General features: G+C 71.3%; 13 protein-coding genes. 10 read left to right on the forward strand and 3 right to left on the reverse strand.

The genetic code is table 11. The features are described from left to right. Positions 1 to 335: 335 nt before the first annotated feature. From RB628_RS08100 to RB628_RS08145, 10 genes are all read left to right on the forward strand, one after another. Positions 336 to 524: a ferredoxin gene (locus RB628_RS08100; protein ID WP_055535835.1), complete on the forward strand. Its 189-nt coding sequence runs from the start codon at positions 336 to 338 to the stop codon at positions 522 to 524. 22 nt (positions 525 to 546) lie between these two features. After that, positions 547 to 1,779, forward strand: a complete 1,233-nt coding sequence (locus RB628_RS08105; protein ID WP_318319690.1) for an NAD(P)/FAD-dependent oxidoreductase — start codon at positions 547 to 549, stop codon at positions 1,777 to 1,779. After that, positions 1,776 to 2,588 carry an acetoacetate decarboxylase family protein gene (locus RB628_RS08110; protein WP_318319616.1) on the forward strand — a complete coding sequence of 271 codons (813 nt, stop codon included), beginning with the start codon at positions 1,776 to 1,778 and terminating at the stop codon, positions 2,586 to 2,588. Before RB628_RS08105 ends, RB628_RS08110 begins: the two co-directional genes overlap by 4 nt. Before the next feature lie 102 nt (positions 2,589 to 2,690). Further along, positions 2,691 to 4,157 (forward strand): aldehyde dehydrogenase, encoded by a 1,467-nt coding sequence (locus tag RB628_RS08115; protein WP_318319617.1) that lies wholly within the window; start codon positions 2,691 to 2,693, stop codon positions 4,155 to 4,157. Further along, complete coding sequence (locus tag RB628_RS08120; RefSeq protein ID WP_318319618.1) at positions 4,150 to 5,070, forward strand: 3,4-dihydroxyphenylacetate 2,3-dioxygenase; 921 nt, start codon at positions 4,150 to 4,152, stop codon at positions 5,068 to 5,070. Before RB628_RS08115 ends, RB628_RS08120 begins: the two co-directional genes overlap by 8 nt. A gap of 1 nt (position 5,071) precedes the next feature. Next, positions 5,072 to 5,917, forward strand: coding sequence for a fumarylacetoacetate hydrolase family protein (locus tag RB628_RS08125; RefSeq protein ID WP_318319619.1), 846 nt, complete (start codon positions 5,072 to 5,074; stop codon positions 5,915 to 5,917). 26 nt (positions 5,918 to 5,943) lie between these two features. Next, complete coding sequence (locus RB628_RS08130; RefSeq protein WP_318319620.1) at positions 5,944 to 6,552, forward strand: TetR/AcrR family transcriptional regulator; 609 nt, start codon at positions 5,944 to 5,946, stop codon at positions 6,550 to 6,552. 211 nt (positions 6,553 to 6,763) lie between these two features. Continuing rightward, positions 6,764 to 8,224, forward strand: a complete 1,461-nt coding sequence (locus tag RB628_RS08135; RefSeq protein ID WP_318319621.1) for an APC family permease — start codon at positions 6,764 to 6,766, stop codon at positions 8,222 to 8,224. A gap of 110 nt (positions 8,225 to 8,334) precedes the next feature. Then, positions 8,335 to 9,825, forward strand: coding sequence for an aldehyde dehydrogenase (locus RB628_RS08140; RefSeq protein ID WP_318319622.1), 1,491 nt, complete (start codon positions 8,335 to 8,337; stop codon positions 9,823 to 9,825). Next, positions 9,822 to 10,538, forward strand: coding sequence for a gamma-glutamyl-gamma-aminobutyrate hydrolase family protein (locus tag RB628_RS08145; protein ID WP_318319623.1), 717 nt, complete (start codon positions 9,822 to 9,824; stop codon positions 10,536 to 10,538). The genes RB628_RS08140 and RB628_RS08145 overlap by 4 nt, the downstream gene beginning before the upstream one ends. A gap of 394 nt (positions 10,539 to 10,932) precedes the next feature. Here the strand turns inward: RB628_RS08145 and RB628_RS08150 are convergent, their stop codons facing one another. The 3 genes from RB628_RS08150 to RB628_RS08160 form a co-directional block, all read right to left on the reverse strand. Then, complete coding sequence (locus tag RB628_RS08150) at positions 10,933 to 12,633, reverse strand: amidohydrolase (RefSeq protein WP_318319624.1); 1,701 nt, start codon at positions 12,631 to 12,633, stop codon at positions 10,933 to 10,935. 123 nt (positions 12,634 to 12,756) lie between these two features. Continuing rightward, complete coding sequence (locus RB628_RS08155; protein WP_318319625.1) at positions 12,757 to 13,737, reverse strand: ABC transporter permease; 981 nt, start codon at positions 13,735 to 13,737, stop codon at positions 12,757 to 12,759. Further along, a partial coding sequence (locus RB628_RS08160; RefSeq protein ID WP_318319626.1) for an ATP-binding cassette domain-containing protein occupies positions 13,734 to 14,665 on the reverse strand: 932 nt, incomplete at its 5' end. The genes RB628_RS08160 and RB628_RS08155, both read right to left, overlap by 4 nt.

Here is a 14,665-nt window from a genome sequence, read left to right on the forward strand (position 1 = left end):
ACGTCGGGCACCTCCGGAACGGGGGTCCGGGAGGCGGGTGGCGTGGGGAGTACGGCCGGGGCGCTCGGTGCGGGCGGACATCCCGGGCTCGTTGTTTGAGGTCAAACCGTATGGAGGGGTGGTCCGTCCCGCAAGAGGGTCGGGGAATGAATTTATCCATCCGGATAGCTATTGACCAGACTCCGGCCGCTTCCTATCTTGTTTGAAGCCAAACGAGTCAGGGGTCGGCCTCCGAACCCCTTTGGCCGGGGCCCGGCCCGACAACGGTCGGGCCCCTTCTCCCCCCTTCTCCCCCCAACCCGTTCCGACGCCCTCACCACCAGGAGGACCCGGCCATGAAGGTCGTCGTCGACATGAACAAGTGCCAGGACCACGGCCAGTGCGTCTTCGCGGCACCCGACGTCTTCTCGATGGACGACGGCGGGCACCTGCTGTACGTCTCCGACCCCGACGACGCGCTGCGCGACGAGGTCGAGGAGGCCGCGGACGTCTGTCCGCTCCAGGCCATCCGGATCGAGGACTGACGTGACCGACACCGACGACCCGATGGATGGGCCGGTGAGGCGCGTGGTCGTCGTGGGCGCCTCCATGGCGGGGCTGCGCGCCGCCGAACAGCTGCGCGCGGCCGGCTGGACCGGCGCCGTCACGGTCGTCGGCGACGAGCCGCACATGCCCTACAACCGCCCTCCGCTCTCCAAGGAGGTACTGGCGGGCAAGGCTTCCTTCGAGTCCCTCGCCTTCACCCCGAAGGCGTCGGCGGCGGACGTGGAGTGGCGCCTCGGCACAAAGGCCCTGGCGGTCCGTCTCACCGAGCGCGCCGTCGACCTCGACGACGGCTCGACCCTGTCGTACGACGGTCTGGTCGTCGCCACCGGGATGCGCCCCCGGCGCCTGCGCTGCCCCGGCCCGCAGTCCGGCCGCCACACCGTACGCACCCTCGCCGACGCCCAGGGTCTGCGTGACGTGCTGACCCGGCCCGGCGTCAGGGTCGTGGTGGTCGGCGCCGGATTCATCGGCTGTGAGGTCGCCGCCACGGCCGTCGGGCTCGGCGTCGCCGAGGTCACCGTCGTCGATCCGCTGTCCCTGCCCATGGTGGGCCCCCTCGGCGAACTCCTCGCCCGCGCGCTGCTCAGGCGGCACGAGGAACGCGGGGTGCGGTTCGCGCTCGGCACGGGAGTGGCCGGATTCGAGGGCGACGACCGGATCACCGGCGTCGTCCTCGGCGACGGTACGGTCCTGCCGGCCGATGTCGTCGTGGAGTCGGTCGGTTCCGTCGCCAACGTCGAGTGGCTGGACGGCAACGGGCTCGATCTCGGCGACGGCGTGCTCACCGACGAGTGGCTCAGGGTGGGCGGGCGCCCGGAGGTCGTCGCGGTCGGCGACGTGGCCCGCTTCCCCAACGCCCGCTACGACGGCGTACCCCGCCGCGTCGAGCACTGGTCGATCCCGACCGACACCGCGAAGCACGCCGCGAAGTCGCTCGCCGCCCATCTCGCCGGTACGGGAGCGGAGCTGACGCCTTTCGCGCCGCTGCCCACCTTCTGGAGCGACCAGCACGACTTCCGGCTCCAGTCCTTCGGGGCACCCGTGCTCGGCATCGACGACGTACGGGTTCTGGACGGCGAGCCGGACGGAGACGTCCTGGTCGGCTACCACGCCGCTGACCGGCTCGTCGGCGTCGTCGCCCTCGGGGGGCACGCCACGGCCGCGAAGGCCGCCCGTTATCGCGCCGAACTGCTCAAGCAGCCCGCACTCTTTGTCCAAGGAGCCGCCAAGTGACCAGCCCCCGTGGGTTCTTCCACCCCAGGACGGCGAGCGGTGCCTCGTCGCTGATCCCCGCGCCGCCCTGGCGCTACTCGGGCGACCTGCTGACCGTCGAGTACCGCACGGATCCCTCGCGGGTGCGTGAACTGCTGCCCGAGCCGCTGGAGTTGGCGGACGAGGATCCGGGTGCGGTCGCCCTCATCTGGGCCGACTGGCAGTCGTGCTCCGAGTCCGGGGACGAGTTGCTGGATCCCGTGCGGGGCCAGTACAAGGAGGCGTTCGCGGTCGTCCGGTGCAAGTACCGGGGGGCGACGTACTCGCGGTGCGTCTACATCTGGGTCGACAAGGACTTCGCGATCGCTCGCGGACTGCACCAGGGATATCCGAAGAAGTTCGGGTCCATTCACCAGACGCGGCCGCATCCGTACGGGCCCGCTCCGCGGATTGCTGCGGGGGCGCGGTTCGGGGCGACGCTTGCCGCCGCCGACCGGCGGCTGGCGCAGGCGGTGGTGACTCTGCGGGAGCCCTCGGCGGCGAACGGGTTCGTCAACGGGCATCCCATGGCTCATCATCGCTGGCTGCCGTCCATCGAGAACGGCAAGGGGCTGGCTCTCGACGAGTTGATCGAGTCCGGGGCAGCTTCGTTCGAGGGTGGTCAGGCGTGGGTCGGGGACGCGGAACTGGAGTTGTTCTCGGCGCCCACGGAGGAGTTGGCCCGGCTGGAGATCCGTGAGCCCATCGCCGCGTACTACCGCCAGGTCGGCGTGGTCTGGGACGGCGGGCGGTTGCTGGAGTCGGGGACTTCGGGGGTGGGCGCCTCTTGATGCCGGTGGGTCTGTGCGGGCTGTACGTGGCTGGTCGCGCAGTTCCCCGCGCCCCTGAAAGCGGTCGGGTCACCCCAACTTCCCTTTATTGGAGCCCTTCTCATGTCTGACAAACTCGTCGTCGCCGGAGTTTCCATCGACACCCGGCACTGGATCGGTGGTGAACGCGTCGCGTCTCCCACCACCTTCACCGACACCTCGCCCATCGACGGTCGCACCCTCGGTGAGATCGCCCGCGGCGGGCCAGCCGAGGCCTCCGCGGCCGTCGCCGCCGCCCAGGCGGCCTTCCCCGCCTGGGCCGCGACCTCGCGCACCGAACGGGCCCGCATCCTGCATGCCATCGCCGACGGCGTCGAGAAGCGGATCGAAGAGCTGGCGATCGTCGAGACCAACGACAACGGCGCCCTGCTCCGTTCGCACCGCCGGGGTGTGATGCCCCGGGTCGCGCACAACTTCCGTTTCTTCGCGGACCGGCTGCTGAAGCTGGACCACGAGGACTTCGACACCCGGGGCCACACGAACCACGTCTCGTGGGACCCGGCGGGCCCGAGCGTCCTGATCACCCCGTGGAACGCGCCCCTGATGCTGGCCACCTGGAAGGTCGCCCCGGCGCTCGCCGCCGGCAACACGGTGATCCTCAAGCCCGCCGAGTGGTCCCCGCTCACCGCGTCCCTGCTGGCCGACATCGCCGCCGAGGCGGGACTGCCCGCCGGGGTGCTGAACGTCGTCCAGGGATACGGCTCCGAGATCGGCGACGCGCTCACCTCGCACCCGGACGTACGGCGGATCAGCTTCACCGGATCCGTGCCGACCGCCAGGCACATCGCCGCCTCCGCCGCCGCGAACCTCACCCCGCTCAGCCTCGAACTCGGCGGCAAATCACCGCTGCTGGTCTTCGCGGACGCCGACCTGGAACTGGCCGTCGACCTCGCGGTGGAGCAGTACGACAACGCAGGGCAGGTCTGTCTGGCCGCGACCCGCATCCTTGTCGAGGAGTCGGTCGCCGAGGAGTTCACCCAGCGATTCATCGACAGGGCAACGCGGTTGACGCAGGGCGACCCGCGCGACGAGGCCACCGACCTGGGTCCCAACATCCATCCCCGCCAGCTGGAGAAGATCGACGGGTTGGTGCGGCGGGCCCTCGCCACCGGGGCACGGGCCGTGATCGGCGGGCACCGTGCCGACGGGGGCGGTCAGTACTACGCGCCCACCCTGCTCACCGATGTCGCCCAGGACTCGGAGATCGTCCAGGAGGAGGTCTTCGGGCCGGTCCTGACCCTCCAGACCTTCGCCGACGAGGACGAGGCCGTCCGGCTGGCCAACGACACCCGGTTCGGCCTCGCCGCCACCCTCGCCACCGGCGACCCGGAGCGCGCCGGACGCGTCACCGCGCGGCTCGTCGCGGGCACGGTCTGGGTCAACTGTTTCTTCGTGCGCGACCTCCAGGCGCCCTTCGGAGGCTCCCGCCTCTCCGGGGTCGGCCGGGAGGGCGGCACCTGGAGCTTCGACTTCTACTGCGACGTCAAGAACACCGTCACCGCCCCGAACGGATGGAACAACCATGGGTGAGATCGTCGGGGCGGGTCTGCTCGCCCACGTGCCCACCATCGTGCTGCCGGAGGCCGACCGGCTGGAGCTGAACGAGGGCAAGGAGATCACTCTCGTCACCGGGCTCCGCCAACTCCGGAAGGACGTCTTCGAGGGCGATGCCGCCACCGGGTACGACACCGTCGTGGTCCTCGACTCGCACTGGGCCACGACCGTCGAGTTCGTTGTCGCCGCCCAGCAGCGCCGGGCCGGTCTCTTCACCTCCGAGGAGCTGCCGCGCGGCATGTGCCGGATGCCCTACGACTATCCCGGCGACCCCGAACTCGCCCACAACATCGCCCAGTTCGCCGACAAGCACGGCACGTGGATCACCCCGATCGACGACGACTACCTGCCCGTCTACTACGCCACGATCAATCTGTGGAAGTTCCTTGGCGAGGGGCTGCCCGACAAGCGCTGGGTGACCATCGGGGTCTGCCAGACCGGCGACATGGAGGACCATCTCCGCCTCGGGCGGGCGCTCGCCGACGGTATCGCCGCCACCCCGGGTCGCCGGGTCCTCGTCATCGCCTCCGGTGCTCTCTCGCACACCTTCTGGCCACTGCGGCAGATCCGCGACCACGAGGCCAGCGACCCGGCGCACATCTTCACGCCGGAGGCCCGCGCCGCCGACGAGGAGCGCATCGCCTGGTTCAAGGAAGGGCGCCACGACCGGGTCCTCGACACCATGCCGGAGTTCCGGAAGTACAAGCCCGAGGCGAAGTTCTTCCACTACCTGATGCTGGCCGGCGCCCTCGGCGAGCAGGCCTGCACCGCGTCCGCCCGCCAGTACGGCGAGTACGAGAACTCCGTCGGCACCGGCCAGGTCCACCTGTGGTTCGACCGCCCCGCCGCCGGCTGGACCGCCCCCCGAACCCCCGTACAGGAGCCCTGACATGCCCGAACACCGCCGAATCCTCCTCGATGGCGCCGCCGTCCAGGTCACCGTCGAGGGCGGTGAACTCGTCGCCGGGGACGGCCGCCGGGTCAAGACCGAGGAGGCTCAGCACCTGCCGCCGGTCGTCCCGTCCAAGGTCGTCGCCGTCCATCTCAACCACCGCAGCCGCGTCGACGAGTTCCAGATCCGGCTGACCACCACGCCGACCTACTTCCACAAGCCGACCTCCTCCCTCAACTCCCACAAGGGCGCCATCGTGCGCCCCGAGGGCTGCAAGTGGCTCAACTACGAGGGCGAGGTCGCCATCGTCATCGGGAAGACCGCGCGGAACATCGCGCAGGCGGAGGCGGGGGAGTACATCGCCGGTTACACCGTCGCCAACGACTACGGCCTGCACGACTTCCGCGACACCGACGCCGGCTCGATGCTCCGCGTCAAGGGCTCCGACACCCTCTGCCCGCTCGGCCCCGGCCTCGTCACCGACTGGGACTTCCACGGCAAGTACCTGCGCACCTACGTCAACGGCGAGGTGGTGCAGGACGGTTCGACGGACGAGATGGAATGGGACATGCACTACCTGGTCGCCGACATCGCCCGCACCATCACCCTCTACCCGGGTGATGTGCTCCTCTCCGGTACACCCGCCAACTCCCGGCCCGTCCAGCCCGGCGACGTCGTCGAGGTCGAGGTCGAGGGGCTCGGGCGGCTGACGAACCACATCGTCACCGGGCCGACCCCGATCCGTACCGACGTCGGCGCGCAGCCCACCGAGTCCGAGGAGGTGCTGTCGACCGCGCTCGGCGGCGACTGGGAGTTCCGCGGCATCCGGGCCCCACGGCGTTGACCGTGGTCACAGGTAGGGTCACGGGCATGACCGAGCCCGCCGCCCCGCGCCGCCCCCGCAAGCGCGTGACCTACGGAGCCGGCCGCGAGGCCCTGCTGAACGCCGCCGTACGCGTGGTGGCCCGCGGCGGGCTCCGCAAGCTCACGTACCGGGCGGTCGCAGAGGAGGCGGGAGTCACCCACGGGCTCGTCGTGCACCACTTCGGCTCGCGCGACGCGCTGATCGAGGAGGCGCTCACCCATGCCATCCGCTCCTCCCTGACCAGCAGCCACCTCGGAACCGGCACGGGCAGTACGGCCGACTTCTCGGCCGGGCTGACGGAGATGGTGGAGAGCGGCCCCGACCTCCAGGCCTTCCAGTACGAACTGCTGCTGGAGTCCCGCCGCAGGCCCGAGCTGCTGACACAGCTGCGCGCCCTGTACGACGACGAGTACTTCGAGGCCACCCGGCGCGAGCTGGCCCAGCTGCTGCCGGGCCCGGTCGGCGAGGGCCTCTCCCGAATGGTCTTCGCCACGCTGGAGGGCCTCGTCCTGCACCAGCTGGTGTTCGGCGAGCGCGAGATCATCGAGGACGCCCTCGACGAGCTGCGCAACGTCCTGCGGCTCCTGGCCGCCGACCGGAACGACGAGGCCTGAGCCCCGCCTCTCCCAGGCGTGCACTCCTCGTACGAGCCCTACCGGCCTGTACGACGGCTGACGACCGTCCGCTGATCACGGCCGTGCAATAAATCCCGCCGGTACCGGATCACCGCACCAGACCCCTTGCCAAACGGATAGTTCCACCCCACCATGAGGCAACTCGTTTGGCCTGAAACGATTCTCCCTCTTCCCCTGGCAGGTGATCCGAGTGGACAGTCAGACGGTCTCCCCAGAGCAGACCGCGCGGGACGCATCCACCGCAGGCAAGCTCAAGCCCAACGCCCTCGGCGTGCTGGGCATCCTCTTCCTCGTCCTGTCCGCCCAGGCGCCGCTCACCGGCATCGCCGGGTCGGTCCCCATCTCCGTCGCGATCGGCAACGGCCCCGGCACCGCCGGCGCATATGTGCTGGTCGGAATGGTCACCCTGCTCTTCGCCGTCGGCTTCGTCACCATGGGCCGGCACGTCGTCGACGCGGGCGCCTTCTACACGTACATCGGCAAGGGCCTCGGGCGGAGTGCCGGGGCCGGCAGCGCGGGCGTGGCGCTCTTCGCGTACTGCGCCATCCAGGCCGCCATGTACGGGCTGTACGGCGCCATCGTCAACGGCCTGGTCAGCGCCCACACGGGTCTCGACCTGCCGTGGTGGGTGTGGTCGCTGGCCACGATGGCGGTCGTGCAGCTGCTCGGTGTCACCGGCATCGACATGGGCGCCAGACTGCTGGCGGTCTTCGTCCTCGCGGAGTTCAGCATCCTCCTGGTCTTCAGCCTGGTCACCCTCTTCAAGGGCGGCGGACCGGAGGGCCTCGGTATCCCGGACACCTTCTCGCCGGGCGCCGTGACACAGGGCGCGCCGGGCGTGGCCGTGATGTTCGCCCTCGCGTCCATGTTCGGCTTCGAGGCCACCGCGATCTACGGCGAGGAGGCGCGTGAGCCGAGAAAGACCGTCCCGCGGGCCACCTACCTCGCGATCGTCGTGGTCGTCGGCTTCTTCGCCCTGACCTCCTGGATGCTCGTCTCCGCACACGGCGCCTCGAACGCTGTCGCAGCGGCGGGCCAGGCGCTGGAGAGCGGCGACTCGACGGCGTTCGTCTTCGCCCCGATCGCCGCCGAGTTCGGCAACTGGGTCAACGACGTCCTGCCCGTCCTGCTCGCCACCTCCCTCTTCGCCGGCCTCCTCACCTTCCACAACTCGGCGAACCGCTATCTCTTCTCGCTGGGCCGCGACGGGCTGCTGCCCGGCCGCCTCTGTACGCTCAACAGCCGCCGTTCGCCCTGGGTGGCGGGCTGGGTGCAGACGGCCGTCGCGGTGGCCCTGGTGGTGCCGTTCGCCTTCGCCGGCAAGGACCCGGTGCTGACGCTCTTCTCCTGGTTCAGCGGTGTCGCCGTCCTCGGGATGATGCTCCTGTACCTGCTGACCTCGGTGTCCGTGGTCGTCTTCTTCCGCCGCGAGCGCCTGGACACGCGCCTGTGGAACACGCTGATCGCCCCGGCCCTGGCCACGGTCGCCGTCGCAGGTGCCGTCTGGCTGATCCTCGCCAACTTCACCACGCTCATCGGCGGCGACAGCGAGACCGCCCTGTGGCTGGAGCTGACCGTCCCGGCCGTCATGGCCCTCGGGCTCGTCGTCGCCCGGCTGACCCGCCCGCGCCTGCCGGCCGCCGACGCCTGACCCGGCCACCCGCCTCCTCCGGAGCGGCACCGGCCGCTCCGGAGGCACGGCGCCTTTCACCCCTGCTCTTCCGACCACTTCCCACGTACCCACCTGTTCTGGAGGCCCGCATGCCGCCTGTCACCCACGACGAGTGGCTCCGCCGAGCCAAGGCGCCGGCGGTGTACGGCGCACACCACATCGACGGCAGGGACGAGCCCGGGGGCGGTGCCACCTTCGCCGTCGTCTCGCCGCGCGACGGACAGGTGCTGACCGAGGCCGCCGACGGCGGGCCCGCCGAGGTGAACGCCGCCGTGGCCGCCGCCCGCCGGGCCTTCGACACCGGACCGTGGCCGCGCCTGGCGCCCGCCGAACGGGGCCGGGTGCTGTTGCGGCTCGCCGAACTCCTCGAAGAACAGCGCGAGTCGCTCGCTTTGACCGTGACCCTGGAGATGGGCAAACCGATCACGGACGCGCACGGCATCGAACTGCGCGCGGCCATCAACACCTTCCGCTGGTACGGGCAGTTGGCGGACAAACTCACCGACGAGTCCCCGCAGACCGCACCCGACGCCCTCGCCCTCGTCACCCGCGAACCCGCCGGCGTCGTCGGTGCGGTCGTGCCCTGGAACTTCCCGCTCACACTGGCGAGTTGGAAGGTCGCCCCGGCGCTCGCCGCTGGTTGCACCGTCGTCCTGAAGCCGTCCGAGAACTCCCCGCTCTCCGCGTTGCAGCTGGGCCGGCTCGGCACCGAGGCCGGGCTTCCGCCGGGCGTCCTCAATGTCGTCGCCGGGGACGGGCCGGGGGCCGGACGGGCACTCGGGCTCCACCCCGACGTGGACGTACTGGCGTTCACCGGCTCCACGGCCGTAGGCCGCCACTTCCTTCGTTACGCCGCCGACTCCAACCTCAAGCGCGTCTGGCTGGAGCTGGGCGGCAAGTCGCCCAACATCATCCTTCCCGACGCCCCCGACCTGGAGAAGGCCGCCGCCACCGCCGCCTGGGGCATCTTCTTCAACCAGGGCGAGATGTGCACGGCCCCCTCCCGGCTCCTGGTCCACTCCTCCATCGCCGAGCAGGTCACCGAGGCGATCGTCCGCCGGGCGCGCGAACTGTGTGTCGGTGACCCCCTCGACCCCGCCACGGAGATGGGCGCACTGGTCGGGGAGGCCCACCTCGGCCGCGTACTCGACCACATCGGCACGGGCACGCAGGAGGGCGCCCGGCTGCGTGCCGGCGGCACCCGCGTCCTGGAGACCACGGGCGGCACCTACCTGGCGCCGACCGTGTTCGACCAGGTCGGCCCCGGCACCCGCCTGGCCCGCGAGGAGATCTTCGGCCCGGTCCTGTCCGTCCTCACCTTCGACGACGTGGACGAGGCGGTACGGCTGGCCAACGCCACCGAGTACGGTCTCGCCGCCGGCCTGTGGACCTCGAACCTGACCACCGCCCACCAGGTCTCGCGGGCGCTGAAAGCCGGCACGGTCTGGGTCAACTGCTACGAGGAGGGCGACCTGACCGTTCCCTTCGGCGGTATGAAGCAGTCCGGCAACGGCCGCGACAAGTCCGCGCACGCCCTGGAGAAGTACACCGAGCTCAAGACCACCTGGATCCAGCTGTGACGACGAGAACAAGGCCTCTCATCGCGATCCCGGCACGGTTCGCCGCCTCCACGTCCGCGCTGCGCTACGCCGCCGAGGTCAACGCCCGCGCCCTGATCGAGGCCGTGTGGCGGGCCGGCGGTGAACCGGTGAGCATTCATCCCGCCGGCTGCACCGGCACCGAGGCCGTCGCCCGCCTCGCCCGCTTCGACGGCGTCCTCCTCCCCGGCGGCGGTGACCTCGCCCCCCACCGCTACGGCGCCGCCGACACCCACGACGCGGTGTACGACGTCGACGACCTCCAGGACACCTTCGACCTCCAAGTCGCCCGCGGCGCCCTCGAGTCGGGCATCCCGATGCTGGCGGTCTGCCGCGGCCTGCAGGTCGTCAACGTCGCCCTGGGCGGCACCCTGCACCAGGACATGGGCGGACCGGAACGCGAACACCGGCACGTGGTCCACCCGGTGACGATCCGTCAGAGTTCGCTGCTGGCACGGGTCGCCGGTGCCGAGAAGACGGAGGTGTCCTGCTACCACCACCAGCGCGTCGACCGACCGGGCACCGGTCTGGCAGTGACCGCCACAGCGGTGGACGGCACCATCGAGGCACTCGAACTCCCGGACTCCCGTGGCTGGTTCACGTCCGTCCAGTGGCACCCCGAGGACACCGCGCACGAGGACCCAACCCAACAGGCACTGTTCGACGCGCTGGTGGAGGCAGCCCGGGCCGACTGAGCCAGGTCCCGGGCGGATTGGCGCCGATAGGCGCGGTGCCGGCGACCGCCGTGAGGCGGTGCCGGTTCCGCGCCGTTCCGCAGCGTGCGCCGACGTTCCTCGTCGTGCTCCCCGACCTGGAGCACGACGACGCGTGGCCCCTCCACGAGGCCGTTGCACTGGGCGTCGCCGAGGCCCGCGGTCACGAGTGCCTCCTCCCTCTCCTCCTCGTTGAAGGCCGGAAGGACCCGCCTTCCCGGCTTCGGTGATGGACCGCAGGCCGGCTACGTGCACTCCTTGTACGGGTACGGAGAGGGCGCCCCCGCAGGGCGCGGGGAACTGCGTGACAGGCACCCACCGGCCCGCAGACAACAACCCGCATATCGACCGGAGCCGGTTGTCCCCGGCCGGATCCTCAGCTCCGTTCGAAGACCACCCGCCCGTCGAACACCGTGAGATCCACCTCCACCTCAGTGATGTCGTGCGGATCAAGACCGACCAGCGGTCGGTCCAGCACGCACAGGTCCGCGACCTTGCCCGCCTCGATCGTGCCCTTCCAGCCATCGGCGAAGTCCTGCCAGGCCGGAGTGGCCGTGTAGGAGCGCAGCGCCTCCGCGAGCGTCACGCACTGCTCGGGGCCACTGGGCCGGCCGCTGGCCTTCGACTCGCGCAGCAGCATCGCGGCCACACCCTGACGCCAGTCCGGCCTGGTGATCGGCGCGTCGGAACTCGCGCACACCCGCACCCCGGCCTCGACGGCGGACCGCACCGGCCACTGGTACGCCGACCGCGCGGGTCCCACGACCTCGTCCATCAGATCGGAGATGGTCCACTTGATGGCGGGGTTCATGTTGACCCCGTACCCGTGCCCCGCCAGTTTCGCCAGGCTCTCCGGGCCGATGAAGTCGCCGTGGATGACGTAGTGCCGGGCGTCGGCGCGGGGCGCGGCGGTCTCGGCGTCGATGAACGCGTCGACGACGGTGTCGATGGCCCGGTCGCCCGTGACGTGCACGCCGAGCTGGAAACCGGCCTCGTGTGCGACCCGGATCATCTCGCGCAGCTCGTCCACCTGCAGCGCGGGCGTGGCGCCGTGTACGCACAGTGCGCCGTGTCCGCCCTCGGGATACGGGTCGTTCATCCAGGCCGTACGGTTCGGGGGCACCCCGTCGGCGAAGATCTTGACGCCGATGGCGTTGAGGAGCCGGGGGTCGGCCGATGCGGGCCGGCGCAGCTCGGCCAGGCCCTTGCGCATGTCGTCGGCGGAACCGCCCATGGGCGCGGGGAGCAGCAGCACGCTGATCCGGGCGTCCAGCTCACCCTCGGCGACCAGTTCGGCGTACGCCGTCCAGTTGGCGGTGCTCAGACCGCCGAAGAAGGTCCCGGCGCCGCCCGGCCCGAGACCGGGCTCGGTGTAACTGGTGATCCCGCGCGCGTGCAGCTCGCGGACCACCCCCTGGATGGCCAGGCGCCGCTCGGCGACGGTGGGGGAGGGGAGCCCGGCCTGCACGAGCCCCTGCGCGGCCTCGCGCAGGATGCCGGTGGGCTGCCCGTCCACGCCGAGGTCGATGACCCCGCCGCCCGGCGCCGCACTGTCCGCGTCGATCCCGCAGGCACGCAGCGCCGCGCTGTTGAGCCACGCCATGTGGGAGGAGAAGTCGGTCAGACAGACCGGATGGTCCGGTGCGACCGCGTCCAGGTCCCCGCGGTGCGGAAACCGCTTCGGATCGGCGAGACACTCCGCCAGATACCCGGGGTCCCAGCCCAGGCCGACCACCCACTCGCCGGGCCGCGCACCGCGCACCGCCCGCTCCACGACACCGGCGATGCCGGCGATCGACCCGACCGTCGGATGGCCGACATCGATGGCGAAGGGCGGCTTCGTCATCCCGTACGCGGCCCCGTGCAGATGCGAGTCGTTGATGCCGGGCAGGACGGTACGGCCGTCCAGTTCGACGACGCGGGTGTCCGGGCCGGCGAGGGCGCGCACCTCGGCGTCGGTGCCGACGGCGACGATGTCCCGGCCGCGCACGGCGACGCCCTCCGCAACGGTGAAGTCGCCGTCGACGGTGAGGACCTGACCGCCGGTCAGGATCAGTGTGGGAGCGGTGTCGCTCACGGGGAAACCTCTTTCGCAGAGTTCACGGTGTTGACGGTATTGACCGTATTCACGGCGTGAACGGCGTTGGCGGAATTGATCGTGTTGATCGAGTTCACGGTCGAACGGGCGGGAGGAAAGGGTTCACCGCGCCGACCGTGGCGCGAAGTGGGCGAGCGCGGCGCCCGCCACCAGCGCGGTCCCCTGTGCCATCTGCTGCCAGAAGGTGGGCACGTCGAGCAGTGTGAGGCCGTTCTGCAGGCTGCCGAGGAACAGCACGCCGAGCAGCACCCCGAGGACGGACCCGGAACCGCCGGTCAGCGCGACCCCGCCCAGCAGCACGGCGGTCAGCACGGTCAGCTCGAACCCGGCCCCCGAGGTCCCGCCGACCGCACTGTCCAGCACGGACGCCTTGATGGCCCCGGCGAGCGCGGCGGCCACCCCGGTGACGACGAAGAGCGCGAAGGGCGTCCGCCGGATGCTGATACCGGACAGATACGCGGCCTCCCGGTTCACGCCGATCGCGAAGACATGCCGCCCGGCCGGCGTGAGCGCCAGGAACAGGGCACCCGCGACCAGAACGACCGAGGCGATGACGACCGGCGCCGCGATCCCGGCGATCCGCGACCCGCCCAGCCAGGCGAACCCGGAGCCGAATCCACTCAGCGGCAACGGGAAGAGCTGCTGTGCGAGCCCGCGTACGGCGGTCAGCATGCCCAGCGTCACGATGAACGCCGACAGCCCGAAGTAGCAGCACAGCACCCCGTTCACGGCACCGACCGCCGCCCCGGCGGCCAGTCCGCCCAGCACGGCGACGACCGGCGACTGCCCCTGCCCGGCCAGCCATCCGGCGACCAGTCCGCCCAGGGCGAGCGTGGAACCGACGGACAGATCGAGATACCCGCTGATCACCAGCAGTGCCAGGGGCACGGCGACAATGGTGAGGGTGGCCGCGTCGGTGGCGATCCCGCGCAGATTCGCCGGGTCGAGGAAACTCCCCGTCGACACCTGGAACACCAGCACCATCACGGCCAGCACCAGGATCAGCGGATGCCGTCGCACGGTACCGAGACCGCCCACGGCGAGGGCGCGCGGGCGCACGAGGACGGAGTCGGCGGTGGTCATACTGCTCCTTCGGCGGGGACGGACTGCTGGTGTGCGGGTGGGACCTCGGAGTTGCCGGAGGGGCCGCAGGCGTCGTGCACGGCCGACAGCAGCGCCTCCTCCGTGAGTTCGGCCCCGGACAGCTCGCCGACGACCCGGCCCCCGGCGACGACGAGGCAGCGGTCGGCGAGCGCGACGATCTCCTCCGGGTCGCTGGACGCGAACAGCACGGCCGTGTCCCGGTCCTCGGCGAGGGAGCGCACGACCCGGTAGATCTCCTGCCGGGCGCCCACGTCGACGCCCTGGGTCGGCTCGTCGAGGAGCAGCACGCGGATGTCCCGGGTGTCGTTGATCCACCGGCCGAGGACCAGCTTCTGCTGGTTGCCGCCGGAGAACGAGGCCGCCGGCAGTCGGGGCCGCACGGGACGCAGGCCCACCGCGCCGGCCAGCGCCTCGAACACCCGCCGTTCGGCGCCGAGTGCCCGTGTGCCGTACCGGGACAGGGGGCGCACCGCGGGAAGCAGCGCGTTGTCCCTCGCGCTCAGCGTCGGGAACAGTCCCTGTCTGCGCCGGTCCGCCGGTACGAGGGCGATCCCGGCGGCCAGGGCGTCGCCGGGCCGGGCGGCCCTGACGGCACGGTCGCCGACGCGCACGGTGCCGCCAACAGCGCGGCGCCTGCCGTACAGGGTCTCCAGGACGCGTGTACGGCCGGAACCGATGAGCCCGTACAGCCCGACGCGTTCACCGCTGCCCACGGTGAGGGTGACGGGCCCGAAGCCGGGTCCGCGCAGCCCGTCCAGGACCAGGCCGCCGGCGGGGGAACCCACACCCCGCGCCACTGGAGCGGCGGGGGAGGTTGTGGCACGGGGTGTGGTGCCGGTGCCGGCACCCTGGCCGGTGGTCCCGGTGGTCCCGGTGGTCCCGGTGGTCCCGGTGGTCCCGGTGGTCC

It is taken from the genome of Streptomyces sp. ADMS, from assembly GCF_033441795.1.
Classification (GTDB): domain Bacteria; phylum Actinomycetota; class Actinomycetes; order Streptomycetales; family Streptomycetaceae; genus Streptomyces.